General features: G+C 64.0%; 15 protein-coding genes. 10 read left to right on the forward strand and 5 right to left on the reverse strand.

The window, feature by feature from the left end; genetic code table 11:
- The first annotated feature begins 65 nt into the window (after positions 1 to 65).
- The 9 genes from BMY38_RS09430 to BMY38_RS09470 all read left to right on the forward strand — a co-directional run bounded on the left by BMY38_RS09430 (position 66) and on the right by BMY38_RS09470 (position 9544).
- The gene (locus BMY38_RS09430) at positions 66 to 416 is read left to right on the forward strand and encodes a DUF1203 domain-containing protein (protein WP_092762194.1); all 351 of its coding nucleotides are present in this window, start codon (positions 66 to 68) and stop codon (positions 414 to 416) included.
- A gap of 75 nt (positions 417 to 491) precedes the next feature.
- The gene (locus tag BMY38_RS09435) at positions 492 to 2627 is read left to right on the forward strand and encodes an OmpA family protein (protein ID WP_092762196.1); all 2136 of its coding nucleotides are present in this window, start codon (positions 492 to 494) and stop codon (positions 2625 to 2627) included.
- 98 nt (positions 2628 to 2725) lie between these two features.
- Positions 2726 to 3700: an XdhC family protein gene (locus BMY38_RS09440; protein WP_092762198.1), complete on the forward strand. Its 975-nt coding sequence runs from the start codon at positions 2726 to 2728 to the stop codon at positions 3698 to 3700.
- Positions 3697 to 4674: a molybdopterin-binding protein gene (locus BMY38_RS09445; RefSeq protein WP_092762200.1), complete on the forward strand. Its 978-nt coding sequence runs from the start codon at positions 3697 to 3699 to the stop codon at positions 4672 to 4674. The genes BMY38_RS09440 and BMY38_RS09445 overlap by 4 nt, the downstream gene beginning before the upstream one ends.
- Positions 4674 to 5072, forward strand: a complete 399-nt coding sequence (locus BMY38_RS09450) for a VOC family protein (RefSeq protein ID WP_092762202.1) — start codon at positions 4674 to 4676, stop codon at positions 5070 to 5072. Before BMY38_RS09445 ends, BMY38_RS09450 begins: the two co-directional genes overlap by 1 nt.
- A 71-nt stretch (positions 5073 to 5143) precedes the next feature.
- The gene (locus BMY38_RS09455) at positions 5144 to 5629 is read left to right on the forward strand and encodes a (2Fe-2S)-binding protein (protein ID WP_092762204.1); all 486 of its coding nucleotides are present in this window, start codon (positions 5144 to 5146) and stop codon (positions 5627 to 5629) included.
- Between the two features lie 147 nt (positions 5630 to 5776).
- Entirely contained in the window at positions 5777 to 8203 is a 2427-nt protein-coding gene (locus BMY38_RS09460; protein WP_092762206.1) for a xanthine dehydrogenase family protein molybdopterin-binding subunit, read from the forward strand.
- A gap of 10 nt (positions 8204 to 8213) precedes the next feature.
- Positions 8214 to 9005, forward strand: coding sequence for an FAD binding domain-containing protein (locus tag BMY38_RS09465; RefSeq protein ID WP_092762675.1), 792 nt, complete (start codon positions 8214 to 8216; stop codon positions 9003 to 9005).
- A gap of 14 nt (positions 9006 to 9019) precedes the next feature.
- Positions 9020 to 9544: a sugar O-acetyltransferase gene (locus BMY38_RS09470; RefSeq protein ID WP_092762208.1), complete on the forward strand. Its 525-nt coding sequence runs from the start codon at positions 9020 to 9022 to the stop codon at positions 9542 to 9544.
- A gap of 493 nt (positions 9545 to 10037) precedes the next feature.
- Here BMY38_RS09470 and infC read toward each other — a convergent pair whose 3' ends face one another.
- Complete coding sequence (gene infC / locus BMY38_RS09475; protein WP_245737560.1) at positions 10038 to 10727, reverse strand: translation initiation factor IF-3; 690 nt, start codon at positions 10725 to 10727, stop codon at positions 10038 to 10040.
- Between the two features lie 39 nt (positions 10728 to 10766).
- Between infC and BMY38_RS09480 the strand changes: the two genes are divergently transcribed.
- Positions 10767 to 11348 carry a hypothetical protein gene (locus BMY38_RS09480; protein WP_092762209.1) on the forward strand — a complete coding sequence of 194 codons (582 nt, stop codon included), beginning with the start codon at positions 10767 to 10769 and terminating at the stop codon, positions 11346 to 11348.
- 72 nt (positions 11349 to 11420) lie between these two features.
- On the opposite strand, the gene BMY38_RS09485 is transcribed toward BMY38_RS09480, so the two are convergent.
- The 4 genes from BMY38_RS09485 to BMY38_RS09500 are packed head-to-tail and all read right to left on the reverse strand — an operon-like array spanning position 11421 to position 15148.
- Complete coding sequence (locus BMY38_RS09485) at positions 11421 to 12269, reverse strand: ferredoxin--NADP reductase (protein ID WP_092762211.1); 849 nt, start codon at positions 12267 to 12269, stop codon at positions 11421 to 11423.
- Between the two features lie 51 nt (positions 12270 to 12320).
- Positions 12321 to 12761 carry a DUF934 domain-containing protein gene (locus BMY38_RS09490; RefSeq protein ID WP_092762213.1) on the reverse strand — a complete coding sequence of 147 codons (441 nt, stop codon included), beginning with the start codon at positions 12759 to 12761 and terminating at the stop codon, positions 12321 to 12323.
- 4 nt (positions 12762 to 12765) lie between these two features.
- On the reverse strand, positions 12766 to 13509 hold the full coding sequence (locus BMY38_RS09495) for a phosphoadenylyl-sulfate reductase (RefSeq protein ID WP_092762214.1): 744 nt from the start codon (positions 13507 to 13509) through the stop codon (positions 12766 to 12768).
- A complete protein-coding gene (locus BMY38_RS09500) occupies positions 13499 to 15148 on the reverse strand; it encodes a nitrite/sulfite reductase (protein WP_092762216.1) in 1650 nt (549 codons plus the stop codon). Before BMY38_RS09500 ends, BMY38_RS09495 begins: the two co-directional genes overlap by 11 nt.
- Position 15149 lies beyond the last annotated feature (1 nt).

Here is a 15149-nt window from a genome sequence, read left to right on the forward strand (position 1 = left end):
TCGCGACGGATCTGCGCGCGAACGTATGACCCACGTAATACCCGAGTCATACGTCAGGACATACCATGCATTTCACCCCTCTCGATGCCGGTTTCGTCACCCGGATTCGCACGGGCGGACCCTATGCCGAGACCGGTCCGGTCTTCCTGTGCGCCGATCCCTGCACGGCATGGTCTGACGACGGGGTTCCCCCGATTCTCACCACGTCACCGGACTATCTGGTCAAGGGATACACGGCCGACGACCGCATACTGTATGGCACCGGTGCGATTGTTCCGGCCGCCGATCCGGCCCGCGAAGTCGCGCTCCGGCTGGAGAATCCGGCTATCGCCTATGTCGATGTGCGGTCGGCGCGGAACAATTGTTTTCAGACGCGGGCCATGCGCGACGATGAAAGCGGGACTGCTATCCGATAACAAGCGGTTGCAGTGGAACTACAGGGCGGAGGTGGGGTTGATACCGGCAATATCGTGTTCCTAAAGGAGGCCACAATGCCCCGTCAGATTCGTCGCGGACAATCTTTCCGCACTGCCACCGCCCTCGCCGCCAGCGTATCATTGCTGGTGCCCGGATTTGCCCTGCCCGTCGCTGCGCAAGATGCCGGAGACATCACTGCGGATTGTACCGCCGAATTCTCAACCGACGCCGAAGGATTGGCGAATTGCGTGACCGATCGTACGGCGCAAGCCCTCGAGCAGACGCAGTCAGATGCGGATGCCGCCGCCGCACAGGCCGAAGCCGACGCTGCCGCTGCCGTAGCTGCCGAGGCACAGGCTGAAGCGGATGCCTCTGTCGAGGCCGAGGCCGATGCGGAAGTTCAGGCACAAGCCGACGCCGCCGCCGCCGCCGCTCAGGAAGCCGCCGACAAGGCTCAGGCCGAGGCCGATGAGGCAGCTCAGGCTCAAGCCGATGCCGAGGCCGCCGCACAGGCTCAAGCTGAAGCAGACGCTGAAGCTGAAGCCGAAGCCCAGGCGGAGGCAGATGCCGCCGCAGCAGAGGAAGCCGCAGCAGAGGAAGCTGACCGTGCTGCGGCCGAAGCCGAAGCTGCCGAAGCCGAAGCCGCCGAGCAGGCGCAGGCCGAAGCCGAAGCTGCCGAAGCCGAAGCCGCCGAGCAGGCGCAGGCCGATGCAGATGCCGCCGAGCAGGCACAGGCCGAAGCGGAGTTGGAGGCAAATCTTAAGGCCGAAGCGGATGCCGCCGCCGCCGCCGAAGAAGCTGACAGGGCTGCTGCCCAGGCCGAAGCAGATGCTACCGCGAAAGCCGATGCGGAAGCCAAAGCTGAAGCTGCTGCCACGGCCCCGGAAAACGGGAACGGCGCAGCCGTCGAGACTCAGGCCGCCGAAGGCGAGAACGGTGCAGAGGCCCTGCAATCGCAGGAAGCCGCGAGCGCCGATGCCAACGCGGCTCCGGTTATGGATGAGACTCCGTTGATCGTATCTGCACCCGCCGAGAGCGCAATCGCCGCCGAAGTCGCCGCCCGTCCCGAGCCGGTGCTGAATGCCGAGCAGGAAGAAGCCCGGGAGCAGGCCGAAATGGCACTCGGCGCACTGTCGGACAACAATGCCGATGCGACGCCGGTCGCTGCAGCCGCCGCTCAGGAAGGCGAGGCGGATAACGTGGAGGTCGCCGAGGAGACCATCCAGGCATCGGATGTCCGGACCTCGTCCGAGGAGTTCGAAACCCAGGCCACCGTGTCTGCCGAATCCACTGCGACGGCGGAAGATGAAGACCGTTTCGACCGCAACGACAAGATCCTGCTGGGTGCCCTTGGTGCCTTGGCGGTCGGTGCAATTCTGGTGAACAACAATAACCGTTCGCGTGTCGTTTCGAACTCGGGCGACCGGGTGGTTGTGCAGCGGGAAGACGGTAACCTGCAGATTCTCAAGGATGATGACGTTCTGCTGCGTCAGGCCGGATCGAATGTGCGGACCGAGCGGTTCGACGACGGATCGACCCGCCAGACCGTGCTGCGTGAAGACGGCAGCAGTGTGGTGACGATCCGCGATGCGTCGCTGCGGGTTCTGCGTCGGGAGTTGGTGCAGGCCGATGGCTCGCGTTACTTGCTGATCGATGACACTGCCAAGGTTGAGCCGGTGGATGTCGAGCATTTGCCCGATCCGATCGTATCGACCCGCTCGGTCACGACGAACGGGACTGATCCGCTGCGCGATGCACTGGCCCGCGAACGTGGTTTGGACCGCCGCTTCAGCCTGGCGCAGGTCCGCAACATCCCGCAGGTTCGCGCGCTGGCCCCGGCCTTCGAAGTCAACACCGTGACCTTCGCGTCCGGCTCTGCCGCCATCGCGCCTGAACAGGCGGCGAATCTGTCCGGACTGGCACGTGAAGTCGTCGCCGCCATTGAGGCCAACCCGCGCGAAGTCTTCCTGATCGAAGGCCATACCGACGCAGTGGGCGACGCTGCCTATAATCTGGCACTGTCGGACCGCAGAGCTGAAAGCCTTGCGCTGGCGTTGAACGAATACTTCAACGTTCCGGTCGAGAACATGGTCATCCAAGGCTATGGTGAGCAGTTCCTGAAGGTGCAGACGCAAACCGACGAGCGGGCCAACCGCCGCGCCACCGTGCGTCAGATCACCGACCTGTTGCAGACTGCCGCCGCGAACTGATCGCGGTTCACACGGCACGACATCGGCCCGCCCCTTTCCGGGGGCGGGCCGTTTTGCGTATGATGCCTGCCTATATCCCTGGCACCGGAGAGACGGACATGGACTCCATCGACGACGCCCCGGCCGCTGCACTGGCCTGGCACCGCGCGGGCAAGGGTGCTGCCCTGGCCACGGTGATCGAGACCTGGGGCAGCGCGCCGCGTCCGCGTGGATCGCAACTGGCAATCTCGGAGGACGCGCAGATCGTCGGCTCGGTCTCCGGCGGCTGCGTCGAAGGGGCAGTGGTGGCCGAGGCGCTGGACGCGATGGGCGACGGTGCACATCGGATTCTGGAATATGGTGTGTCGGACGACGAGGCGTTTGCCGTTGGGCTGGCCTGCGGCGGCACAATCCGCATCCTGCTGGAGCCGGTGGGCGGGACGTTGCCCGAGGATGTGCTGACCGAGCTGGTGTCGCGGCGATCGAGGTCCGAAGCGGTGGGGCAGGCCGTCAACATCAGAACCGGTGCGACGAACCTGATCGCGTCTGACGCCATTCAGGACCGCCTGCGCCACGACCGCAGCGGGTTCGAGGCGGATGGCGAGACCTTCGTGACCCTGCACGCTACTCCCCTGCGACTGGCAGTGGTCGGTGGGGCTCATATCGCGCAGGCGCTGATACCGATGGCGCGGCTGGCGGGCTATGCCGTTAGCTTGATCGACCCGCGCGAAGCCTTCGCGGCACCCGAACGGTTTCCTGACACGGTCCTGGTCCACGACTGGCCCGACGAGGCGATGAAGGCCTTGGCGCCCGATGCCCGGACCGCGGTTGTTCTTCTGTCGCACGACCCCAAACTGGACGATCCGGCGCTTGGCGTCGCCTTGGCGAGCGATGCTTTCTACGTCGGCGCGCTGGGGTCGACCCGGACGCACGCCAAACGGATCGCGCGATTGCAGGCCGCAGGTTTGTCCGACGCCGACATCACACGGATCGATGCGCCGATCGGACTGGATATCGGCGCGAAAACACCGGGCGAAATCGCCGTCGCGGTGCTTGCGGCGATGACCCGGGCGCTGCGGCGAGGTTCGGCGTGATCTTCGGGGATGTGCCGCTGGACCGCGCGGCGGGCGCGATTTTGGCGCATTCGGTGCGATTGCCGGAGGGCCGCTTGCGAAAAGGTGTCGTGCTGGGCGATGCGGAGGTTGCGCGCCTGCGGGACGCCGGAATTGACCATGTGACGGTCGCACGCTTGACCAGCACCGATATGGACGAAAACGAGGCCGCCACGCGGATCGGCTCGGCTTTGCTGGCGGACGGACTGGAACTGCGCCCCGCCTTCACCGGGCGCGCAAACCTGCATGCAACGCAGGCCGGCGTGTTCGAGGTATCGCGCCAACGGATCGACGCACTGAACCTCTGCGACCCGGATATCACCGTGGCGACCCTGCCGGAATGGCAGCGGGTGGCGGCAGGCATGATGGTGGCGACCGTGAAGATCATCCCCTACGCCGCCGATTTTGCGGTCTTCGGTCCACATCTGGATGCGGCCCGTGGCGCGCTGCGCCTGCATCCGCCTGCGATTGACCGGGCGGAGCTGATCGTGACGAAGCTGACCGGCGCACCGACCGGGGTGATGGCAGTGCTGTCGCGCCTCGACCGGCTTGGCGTGGCGCATTCGGTGACCGAAGTGGCACACGAGATCGGGGCGTTGTCGCAGGTTTTGGCAGCGGGCGATGCGCCCCTGCGGCTGATCCTGACGGCCTCGGCCACATCCGATGTGCGCGACGTGGGGCCTGCCGCGCTGGTGGCGGCTGGGGGCCGGCTGACACGGTTCGGTATGCCTGTCGATCCGGGGAACCTGCTGTTTCTGGGCGACCTGAAGGATGCCCGGGTGATCGGCCTGCCGGGATGCGCGCGGTCGCCCGCGCTCAATGGTGCGGACTGGGTGCTGGAGCGGGTGATCTGCGGGGTGCCCGTCACGTCCGGCGATATCGCAGGCATGGGGGTCGGTGGCCTGTTGAACGAAATTCCGACGCGCCCGCAACCCCGCGACAGGGCAAACCGCTGATGTTGTCGCATATCACGCTGGGCACCGACGATCTGCCGCGTGCGATGGCGTTCTATGACCCGGTTCTGGCAACGCTGGGCCTGTCGCTTCGCTTTCGGGAGGAGCACTGGGCCGGGTGGCAGGCAACCGACGCGGAGCGGCCGCTGTTCATCGTGACCCCGCCGCTGGATGGCAGCGCCAGCGCGGGCAACGGCACGATGATCGCGTTCGAGGCGATGGACCGGGCGGCGGTGACGCGCTGTCACGCCGTCGCGCTGACCCATGGTGGCACGGACGCAGGCGCGCCGGGTCCGCGCCCGCAATATCACGCCGATTATTTCGGTGCATATTTCCGCGATCCGGACGGCAACAAGCTGGCGGTTGCCTGTCACGCGCCTTCGTCGCCATCGGGACGCTAGCCAAGACAAAATCAGTGGTTCTCAGTCAGGCGCGGCTGTGCTTACCTGTCTTCAGTTGAGGAGGATACCCAATGACGAAAGTCACTATGACGGTAAACGGCAAGTCCCGCACCGCGGATGCCGAAGGCCGCACCTTGCTGGTGGACTGGCTGCGCGAGGGGTTGCGCCTGACTGGCACGCACGTCGGGTGCGACACCAGCCAGTGCGGCGCCTGCGTGGTTCATGTCAACGGCGCGCCCATCAAGGCCTGCACCGCGCTGGCGCAGGAACTGGACGGCGCCGATGTTACCACTATCGAAGGCATGGCAAACGCCGACGGATCGCTTGGCGCCGTCCAGCAGGCGTTTCAGGATTACCATGGATTGCAGTGCGGGTTCTGCACGCCGGGCATGGTGATGTCGGCGGCAGCCTTGCTGAAGGACAATCCGAAACCGTCGGAAGCGGATGTCCGGCATTACCTCGAAGGGAACATCTGCCGCTGCACGGGCTATCACAATATCGTCAAGGCGGTGATGGCAGCCAGCGGTCAGGAGGTCGCGCCCGTCGCAGCCGAATAGGCACGACGAACGCGAATGACGGGGACCGGTCCGACCGCGGGCCGATCCTCGGGGGCGCGGAAGGGAGGAGCCGCGCCCCAGTCTCAAACATCGGCAGGGCGAGGCGTCCCCCACGGACCGCCCCCTGCGCAACGGGAGGATCTGATTATGCCCAAGGACACCGGAATTGGCGCCAGCCCCAAACGGCGCGAAGACGTTCGCTTTCTGACCGGGAAGGGGCGTTATACCGATGACATCAACGTCGCCGGGCAGACGCATGTTGTTTTCCTGCGCTCGGACGTGGCGCATGGTACCATAAAATCGATCGACATTGCCGCCGCCGAGGCGATGGATGGCGTGGTGCGGATTTTCACTTCCAAGGATTTCGAGGGTGTGGGCGGCATCCCATGTGGTTGGCAGATCACCAGCCGTGACGGCAACGTCATGCAGGAGCCGAAACACCCGGTTCTGGCCGAAGGCAAGGTTCGGCATGTCGGCGATCCGATTGCCGCCGTCGTTGCCGAGACCGAAAGTCAGGCGCGCGACGCGATGGAGGCCATCGTCGTCGAGATCGACGAGTTGCCCGCTGTCATAGACATGAAGAAGGCCGTCGCCGAAGGCGCGACCAAGGTGCATGACGAACTGGACAGCAACCTGTGCTATGATTGGGGCTTCGTCGAGGAAAACCGCGATGCCGTCGAGCAGGCGATGAAAGACGCGGCGCATGTCACGACGCTGGAATTGGTCAACAACCGTCTGATCGCGAATCCGATGGAACCGCGCGTGGCAGTAGGCGATTACACATCGCATGACGGTCAGTCGACGCTTTATACAACGTCGCAGAACCCGCATGTCATCCGTTTGTTGATGGGCGCGTTTGTCCTGAACATCCCCGAGCACAAGCTGCGCGTGGTGGCCCCGGACGTGGGTGGCGGCTTCGGCACCAAGATTTTCCACTATGCCGAGGAAGCCTTCTGCACCTTCGCGGCCAAGGCACTGGAGCGTCCGGTCAAATGGACCTCCACCCGGTCGGAGGCGTTCATGTCCGACGCGCATGGCCGTGACCACGTCACCAAGATCGAACTGGCGCTGGATGCGGACCACAACTTCACCGCCGTCCGCACCGAAACCTATGCCAACATGGGGGCCTATCTGTCGACCTTCGCGCCCTCGGTCCCGACGTGGCTGCATGGCACGCTTATGGCAGGAAATTACAAGACGCCCCTGGTTTATGTGAACGTCAAGGCGGTGTTCACCACGACGGTGCCGGTCGATGCCTATCGCGGCGCGGGTCGCCCCGAAGCGACATTCCAACTGGAACGGGTGATCGACAAGGCGGCGCGAGAACTGGGTGTCGACCCGGTCGAGTTGCGGCGCAGGAACTTCATCCGCGAATTTCCGTATCAGACGCCTGTGGCCGTGGAATACGACACCGGCGATTACGACGCGACGATGGACAAACTGCTTACGATGATCGACCGCGACGGGTTCGAGGCGCGCCGCAAGGACAGCGAGAGCCGGGGCAAGCTGCGGGGCCTGGGCATCAATTGTTATATCGAGGCCTGCGGCATCGCGCCGTCGAAACTTGTGGGTCAGTTGGGCGCGCGGGCGGGTCTATACGAATCTGCCACCGTGCGGGTGAATGCGACCGGTGGTCTGGTCGTCATGACCGGCAGCCACAGTCACGGGCAGGGGCACGAGACATCGTTTCCGCAGGTCGTTGCCGACATGATCGGCATCCCCGAAGACCAGATCGAGATCGTGCATGGCGACACCGCCAATACGCCGATGGGCATGGGCACTTACGGGTCACGCAGCCTTGCCGTCGGCGGCAGTGCGATTTTCCGCGCCACCGAGAAAATCATCGCCAAGGCCAAGAAGATCGCGGCGCACATCATGGAAGCCGCCGAGGGCGATATCGAATTGAAGGACGGCAAGTTCACCGTCGCGGGTACCGACAAGGAATTGGCCTGGGGGGACGTGACGCTGGCGGCGTATGTGCCGCACAACTATCCGCTGGAAGATATCGAACCGGGGCTGGAGGAGACGGCATTCTACGACCCGAACAACTTCACCTATCCGTCGGGCGCCTATGCCTGCGAAGTCGAGGTCGACCCCGAGACCGGCAAGGTCGACGTGCTGTCGTTTGCCGCCGCAGACGATTTCGGCAACGTGATCAACCCGATGATCGTCGAAGGTCAGGTCCATGGCGGCATCGCGCAGGGCATCGGTCAGGCGCTTCTGGAAAATTGCGCCTATGACGAAGACGGGCAATTATTGTCGGCCAGTTACATGGATTATGCCATGCCGCGTGCCCATGATTTCCCGATGTTTCAGGTTGACCATTCCTGCGCCACGCCCTGTACCCACAACCCGTTGGGCGTCAAGGGCTGCGGCGAAGCGGGCGCGATCGGATCGCCACCGTCGGTCGTGAACGCCGTGCTGGACGCGCTGGCCAGCGCCGGTCACGACGTCGGGCATATCAACATGCCGCTGACCCCCGCGAAGGTGTGGGCAGCGATGAACAACGCTGGCGGAACCGGAAGCGGCACGGCCCATGGCCGGTCGGTCGATGGCCCTGCGGCCAAGATCTGAGGAGACAAAGATGTATAATTTCGAACTGGTAAAACCCTCGACCCTGCAGGACGCCGTTGCGGCCCTGAAGTCCGAGGATGCGCAGGCACTGGGCGGCGGGCAGACATTGTTGCCCACCATGAAGGCGCGGCTGGCGATGACTGAACAACTGGTCGCGCTATCCGGCATCGACGAAATCAAGGGCATCTGCACCGATGACGACGGGCGTATCTGTATCGGCGGGGCCACAACACACACCGCCGTGGCCGAAGGCGCGACGGGCTATCCGGCGCTCGCGTCGCTGGCGGCGCGGATCGGCGACCCTGCAGTGCGGAACCGGGGCACGATTGGCGGATCGCTGGCCAACAACGATCCCTCGGCCTGTTATCCGGCGGGGGCACTGGCGTCGAATGCGACCATCGTGACCAATGCGCGCGAGATCGACGCCGACGACTTCTTCCGGGGCATGTTCGAGACCGCGCTGGACGAGGGCGAAATCATCACCGAGGTGAAGTTCCCGGTCCCCGAAAAGGCTGCTTATGAAAAGTTCATCCAGCCCGCCTCGCGCTTTCCGCTGGTCGCGGTCTTCGTGGCCAAGTTCTCGGACGGGGTGCGCGTTGCGGTAACGGGGGCTGCTTCGGACGGCGTGTTCCACTGGTCCGAGGCCGAGGAGGCGCTGTCGTCTGATTTCTCGGAGGACGCGGTCAAGAGCCTGACGGCACCGGACGCGGTCGGCATGATCTCGGACCTGCATGGTGACGGGACGTACCGCGCACATCTGGTCAAGGTGATGACGGCGCGTGCGGTCAAGGCAGCGGTCTGACCCCTCGCGACCCGATGGCGGAGGGGCAGTGGTATAGCTGTCTCGCCCCTGAATTGGAGGCGATGCGCGTCACGGCGCGCGCCGCCTGCCATTCCCACGCGACACTTGCGCCGGACCGGCGCGGCGCGGTCGCGCCAATGTTGGCACGCCTGTTCGCGAACATTGCCGAGGACTGCTTCATCGAAGCGCCGTTCCATTGCTCCTATGGGGTGAACACCTCGCTGGGCGCATCGGTCTATCTGAACGCGGGCTGCGTGATCCTGGATTCGGGACCTGTGTCGATTGGACGGGGAACGATGTGCGGACCGGGTGTGCAGATCTATACCGCCGACCACCACCGGGATCCCGCCGAGCGCGCCAAGGGGATCGAACGGGCCTTGCCGGTGACAATCGGTGCGGACGTCTGGGTCGGTGGCGGAGCGATCATCCTGCCCGGCGTGACTGTCGGGGCGGGTGCAATCATCGGGGCCGGGTCCGTCGTGACGCGGGACGTGATGCCCGGAACCTGTGTGCTGGGTAACCCAGCACGCGCGCGGTGATGGCGAGGCGTCGACGTTTCAAGCCCGGCAAATGCAGAGTTGATCCCTGCCCGGCGCGTCCGGGTCGGCGCATCGGCTATTTTTGGCGCAGCGCTGAGCCATCATCAGCGCATCGTTCAATCGCCTGAATGAATCTGCTGGAACGCTACCTTTGCTCCGGTGTTGATGAGGTGTCGGTGCGATGCGACCCGTCCGACCTTCGCAACGGTCGCTTGGAAATCCTGCAATGGATAAGAAACCTACTCCGAAATCTAACCCGAAACCTTCGGAAAAAGGCGGCTCCCAAACCCAGAAGAAATAGGCCGCACAGGGACGGGAAACCGACTGTTCCCCATGATATGTCCCTGATGCAAGGAAACCCCGGCGCGATGCCGGGGTTTCTGTTTTTCTGTGGATCGGCCGTCGGAGTGAAGTCTCCAGCCGTCACAAGGATGGCCGGACAGCAAAAAGGGCGCTGATAAAGCGCCCCCTTCTACATCTCGAACAGAACGACTTAACGCTGGGTCGGGCCGATCATCATGACCATCTGGCGGCCTTCCATCTTGGGAAAGCTCTCGACCTTGCCGATGTCCTTGGTGTCTTCCTGCACGCGCTTGAGCAATTCGTAGCCCAGGTTCTGGTGGGCCATTTCACGACCACGGAACCGCAGGGTGACCTTGACCTTGTCACCGGTTTCCAGAAAGCGAAACACGTTGCGCATCTTGACTTCGTAATCATTGGTGTCGGTGTTCGGGCGGAACTTGACCTCTTTGATTTCGATGGTCTTCTGCTTTTTCCGGGCTTCGTTTTCTTTCTTCTGCGTCTCGTATTTGAACTTGCCGAAGTCCATGATCTTGCAGACCGGCGGGACCGCATTCGGGCTGATCTCGACCAGATCGAGCCCGGCGTCTTCCGCCATCTGGCGTGCGCGGGCAGGGCTGACAACACCTACGTTTTCACCTTCCGCCCCGATCAGGCGGATTTCGGTGTTGCGGATCTTGTCGTTGACGCGGGGGCCGGTGTCGCGCTGCGGAGGCGCGTTATGGGGTCTGCGGGCGATGGTGGCGGTCCTTTCAGGGACATTGATACAGGGCCGTAACTTAGCCGCGTCAGGGGTGGCCTTCAAGGTCGGAACAGCGGTCTGTGACCGATTTGGCGCCCTTTCGGGGTGCTTGCCATTGTCCTTGGCGTGCCCATGCGTCAATCACCGCATCAATGGGAATCGCATATCTGGAGAATTCACATGTCTCGTAATTTAATTGTCGGTCTGGCTGTCCTCGTTGTCGCGGTACTGGGCTGGATCGTGATCGACCGCATGGCCGAGAACCGGGCCGAAGTCGCCCGCATCGAAGCCGAAACCGTGCAGGCCGCCCAAGAGGCCGAAGAAGCCGCGCGCCTGGCCGAGGAGCAGGCCGCCGAGGAGGTCCGCCTGGCCGAAGAAGCGCGTGTGGCCGAGGAAGAAGCCGCCGCTGCCGAGGAGGCCCGTCTGGCCGAGGAAGCCCGCATTGCCGCGGAAGCCGAGGCCGCCGCTGAAGCCGAAGCTGCTGCCGAAGCCGATGCCACGACGGGCACGGATGCCGTCGATGCGACCGCCGAGGCTGCGACCGATGGGACCGAAACCCCCGCGACCGCTCAAGCCGATCTGGCCACCGTGCTGACGCCGGACGGCTTCGATGCCGATGCCCTGATCGTTTACGTGGACGAATCGGACATGAACGCGGTCGCCAAGACCACGCTCAAGGCCGGGATTGAACAGGCACGGGACAATCCGACGCTGATCCCCGCCTTGCTGGAGCAGTTGAAAGCCCGTCTCGGCGTAGAATAAGCGTCCCACGACATAAAAAGGGCCGCGGCGGGGAGCACCCGGCGCGGCCCTTTTTCGTTTGTCGCACTGGTCCTAGCCGACGAAAGCCTTCTCGACGACGTAATGTTTGGGCTCGGAATTCGCACCTTCCTCCAGCCCATAGCCTTCGAGGATTTCCTTCAGGTCGGTGTTCAGCCCGATTGATCCGCAGACCATGGCGCGGTCCGTTGCCGGGCTGATACTGTCCACACCAAGATCCGCAAAGAGACTGCCGTCGCGCAGACGGTCGGTGATACGCCCCACGGTCGGAGAGGTTTCGCGTGTGGTGGTCGGGTAATACGTCAGTTTCGCCAGATTGTCCTCGCCCAACAACTCGCCCAGCATCTCGTCGGTGCGGATTTCCTCGATCAGCTTGCGGCTGTATTCCAGCTCCGCCACTTCGCGCGTGGTGTGGGTGACGATGATCTGCTCGTAGGCCTCGAATGTTTCAGGGTCGCGCAGCAGCGACGCGAAGGGCGCAAAGCCGGTGCCGGTCGCAAACAGCCACAGGCGTTTGCCGGGCAGCAGGGCGTCATGCACCAGCGTGCCGACGGGCTTGGGCCGCAGGATGATCTGATCGCCCGGCTGGATGTGCTGCAACCTCGACGTCAGTGGGCCGTCCTGCACCTTGATGGAATAGAACTCCAGCTCATCATCCCAACTGGGCGAGGCGATGGAATAGGCGCGCAGCAGCGGCTTTTGCTTGCCGGTCTCGGGGTGCGGGTCGCCCATCAGGCCGATCATCACGAACTCGCCCGACCGGAACCGCAGCGAGGCGGGCCGTGTCACGCGAAACGAGAACAGGAAGTCGGTCCAATGCGTGACCGAGGTAACGGTCTGCGCGTCGGGCAGGACCGGGGCAGCCGGGGCGGTGGACGTCTGGTGGGCGGTCATATCGTTCATGGCTTCGATTGCGGCGGGTGCCGCACCTCTAGGGAATAGGGACGGAAAGTTCTAGGCGGATGCGGCGGCGCTTTTGGTGTCGCGCCTCCGGCCAAGGCGGGACTGATAATCGTGAGCCTGCCAATCGGCGCGGGCCAGCCACTGATCCTCGGGTTGGCGCGCGGCAAGGTCGTCGGAGATTTCCACCTCGTCGAACCCGGACCGGCGTGCCATCGCGTATTGGTCGGCGATCACATGGCCCTCGGCGCGCAGCCGCCCGGTGTAACCCGCACGGCGAAGCTGTCGGGCAATCGTGAACCCACGCCCATCGGCGGAACTCGGAAACGCCACGCGGATGGCGGTCGCCTCCTCCAAACGCGCCAGAACAGGCGTCAGATCGGCGTCGGACGCGACGTCGATAGACAACGGGCCGTTTGCAGGCAAATCGTCGGATGGCGAAAAGCGGGCATTCAGGTCGTCGGGTGCAAAGCCCGCGTCAGTCACGATGGGCATGAAATCAGACCTTTGTCGATTGGATGGCGGGCCAAAGCCGTGCGCCGTTCAGATGGATGCCGCATTCGGTCTTTTCCTTGGTGCGCCAGCGCCCGGCCCGAACGTCTTCGCCCGGCATGGTGCTGTCGGTGCATGGCGCGCAGCCGATCGACTGGAACCCCTTTGCCACCAGAGGGTGACGCGGCAGGTCGTGGGCATCCAGATACGCGGCGATGTCGTCGCGCGACCAATCGGCCAGCGGATTGATCTTCAGCTTGCCGCTGTCCGCCTCGAACACTGCGATATCGGCGCGGTCGCCACCGTGGTGCCGCTTGCGTCCGGTGATCCATCCGTCGAAGTCCTGCAAAGCCAACTCCAGCGGCTTGACCTTCCGCAGAGCGCAGCAGGTATCGGTATCGGACTTGTGCAACTCTCCCTCGGGGTCGTGCAGGAACAGGTCGGTGGCATCGGGGCGGACGATCCGCACGTCGCTCAGACCCAGCGTTTCCGCGACTTCGATCTGATAGGTCAGCGTTTCCGGGAACAGCATCGCGGTTTCCAGAAACAGCACCGGACGCGAGGCATCGACCTGCGCCATCAGGTGCAGCAGCACGACCGATTCCGCCCCGAAGGACGAGACCATGGCGATTTCGCCCAGCCGGGCATCGCGGAACACGGTCTCAAGGACAGATTGCGGAGTCGCCGCTGCCAGATCGGTGTTCAGCTGCGCGGCGCGGGTGGCGAGAAGGGCATGTGCGTCAAGCGGCATCCTGATTCTCCTGAGGGTAGAGGGCGGCTTTGAAGGGTGCAGGCCCAAGGCGGCGGAAGGCGTCGATAAAGGTTTCTTCGTCGCCCGCCCGCAGATCGAGATAGGCGAGGATCAGGCGTTCGATGGCCGGAACAACCTGATCGTAGGCGAAACCGGGGCCCGCGCGTTCGCCGATGGCAGCGGTTTCCGTTGCGTCGCCGCCCAGCGTGATCTGGTAGTTTTCGACCCCGGCGCGATCCAGCCCCAGAATGCCGATATGCCCGACATGGTGATGACCGCAGGCGTTGATGCAGCCCGAAATCTTGATCTTCAGGGCACCGACCTCGTGTTCGATCCTGAGTGCGTCGATCCGCTTGGCGATCTCCTGCGCGACCGGGATCGAACGGGCTGTCGCCAATGCGCAGTAGTCCATGCCGGGGCAGGCGATGATGTCGGACGCCAGCCCGATATTGGCGGTGCCCAGCCCGGCGGACCTGAGGGCCGCGAACAGCACGGGCAGGGCGTCGCGCCGGACATGGGGCAGGATGACGTTCTGTTCGTGGCTGATGCGCAGTTCACCGTATGCATGTGCATCGGCCAGATCGGCCATCAGGCGCATCTGGTCGGCGGTCGCATCACCCGGCGTCTCGCCGTGCTTTTTCAGCGAGATCGTGACGATGGCGTGGTCATCGCGCTTGTGCGCCGTGACATTCGTGTCGACGAAGCTTTGCAGCACCGGGTCCAGAATGGGCGCAGGGGCGTTACTGGTGAACGCGGGCAGGGCGAACTGCGCTTCGATCCCGGCCAGCATCACTTGATCGACGCCGGAAAACAGCGGCTTAAGCTGCGCGAAACGGTCTTCGATCCGCTGGCGCATTTCCTCGATGCCGTTCTCGTGGACGGTGATTTTGAGGCGCGCCTTGTATTTGTTGTCGCGTCGACCCAGCCGGTTGTAGACCGACACGATCGCTTCGCAATAGGGCAGCAGATCGGCCTTGGGCACGAAGTCGCGCACCGTTTTGCCGATCATCGGAGTGCGGCCCAGCCCACCACCGATGATGACTTCGAAGCCGATCTCGCCGTCCTGTTCCTTCATCACCAGACCGATGTCATGCGAGCGGGTGACGGCGCGGTCGTTGGGCGACCCGGTGACGGCGATCTTGAACTTGCGAGGCAGGAACTGAAACTCCGGGTGATCGGTGGACCATTGGCGCAGCAATTCGGCGACCGGACGTGGGTCGGCGATCTCGTCCTTGGCGGCCCCGGCGAAATGGTCGGCGGTCACATTGCGGATCGTGTTGCCGGACGTCTGGATCGCGTGCATCCCGACCTCGCCCAACGTGTCGAGCATATCGGGAATGTCGACCAGTCGCGGCCAGTTGTATTGAATATTCTGGCGCGTGGTGAAGTGGCCGTAGCCCTTGTCCCACTTCTCGGCCAGCACGGCGAGTGTGCGCATCTGTCCCGACGCCAGCGTGCCATAGGGAATTGCGACACGCAGCATATACGCATGCAGTTGCAGATAGATGCCGTTCATCAGGCGCAGCGGCTTGAACTCATCCTCGGTCAGGGAGCCGTCCAGACGACGCTCGACCTGGGCGCGGAACTGGGCGTTGCGTTCGGCGAGGAAATCGCGATCGAAATCGGTGTAGTGATACATC

The organism is Jannaschia helgolandensis (assembly GCF_900109285.1).
GTDB lineage: Bacteria > Pseudomonadota > Alphaproteobacteria > Rhodobacterales > Rhodobacteraceae > Jannaschia > Jannaschia helgolandensis.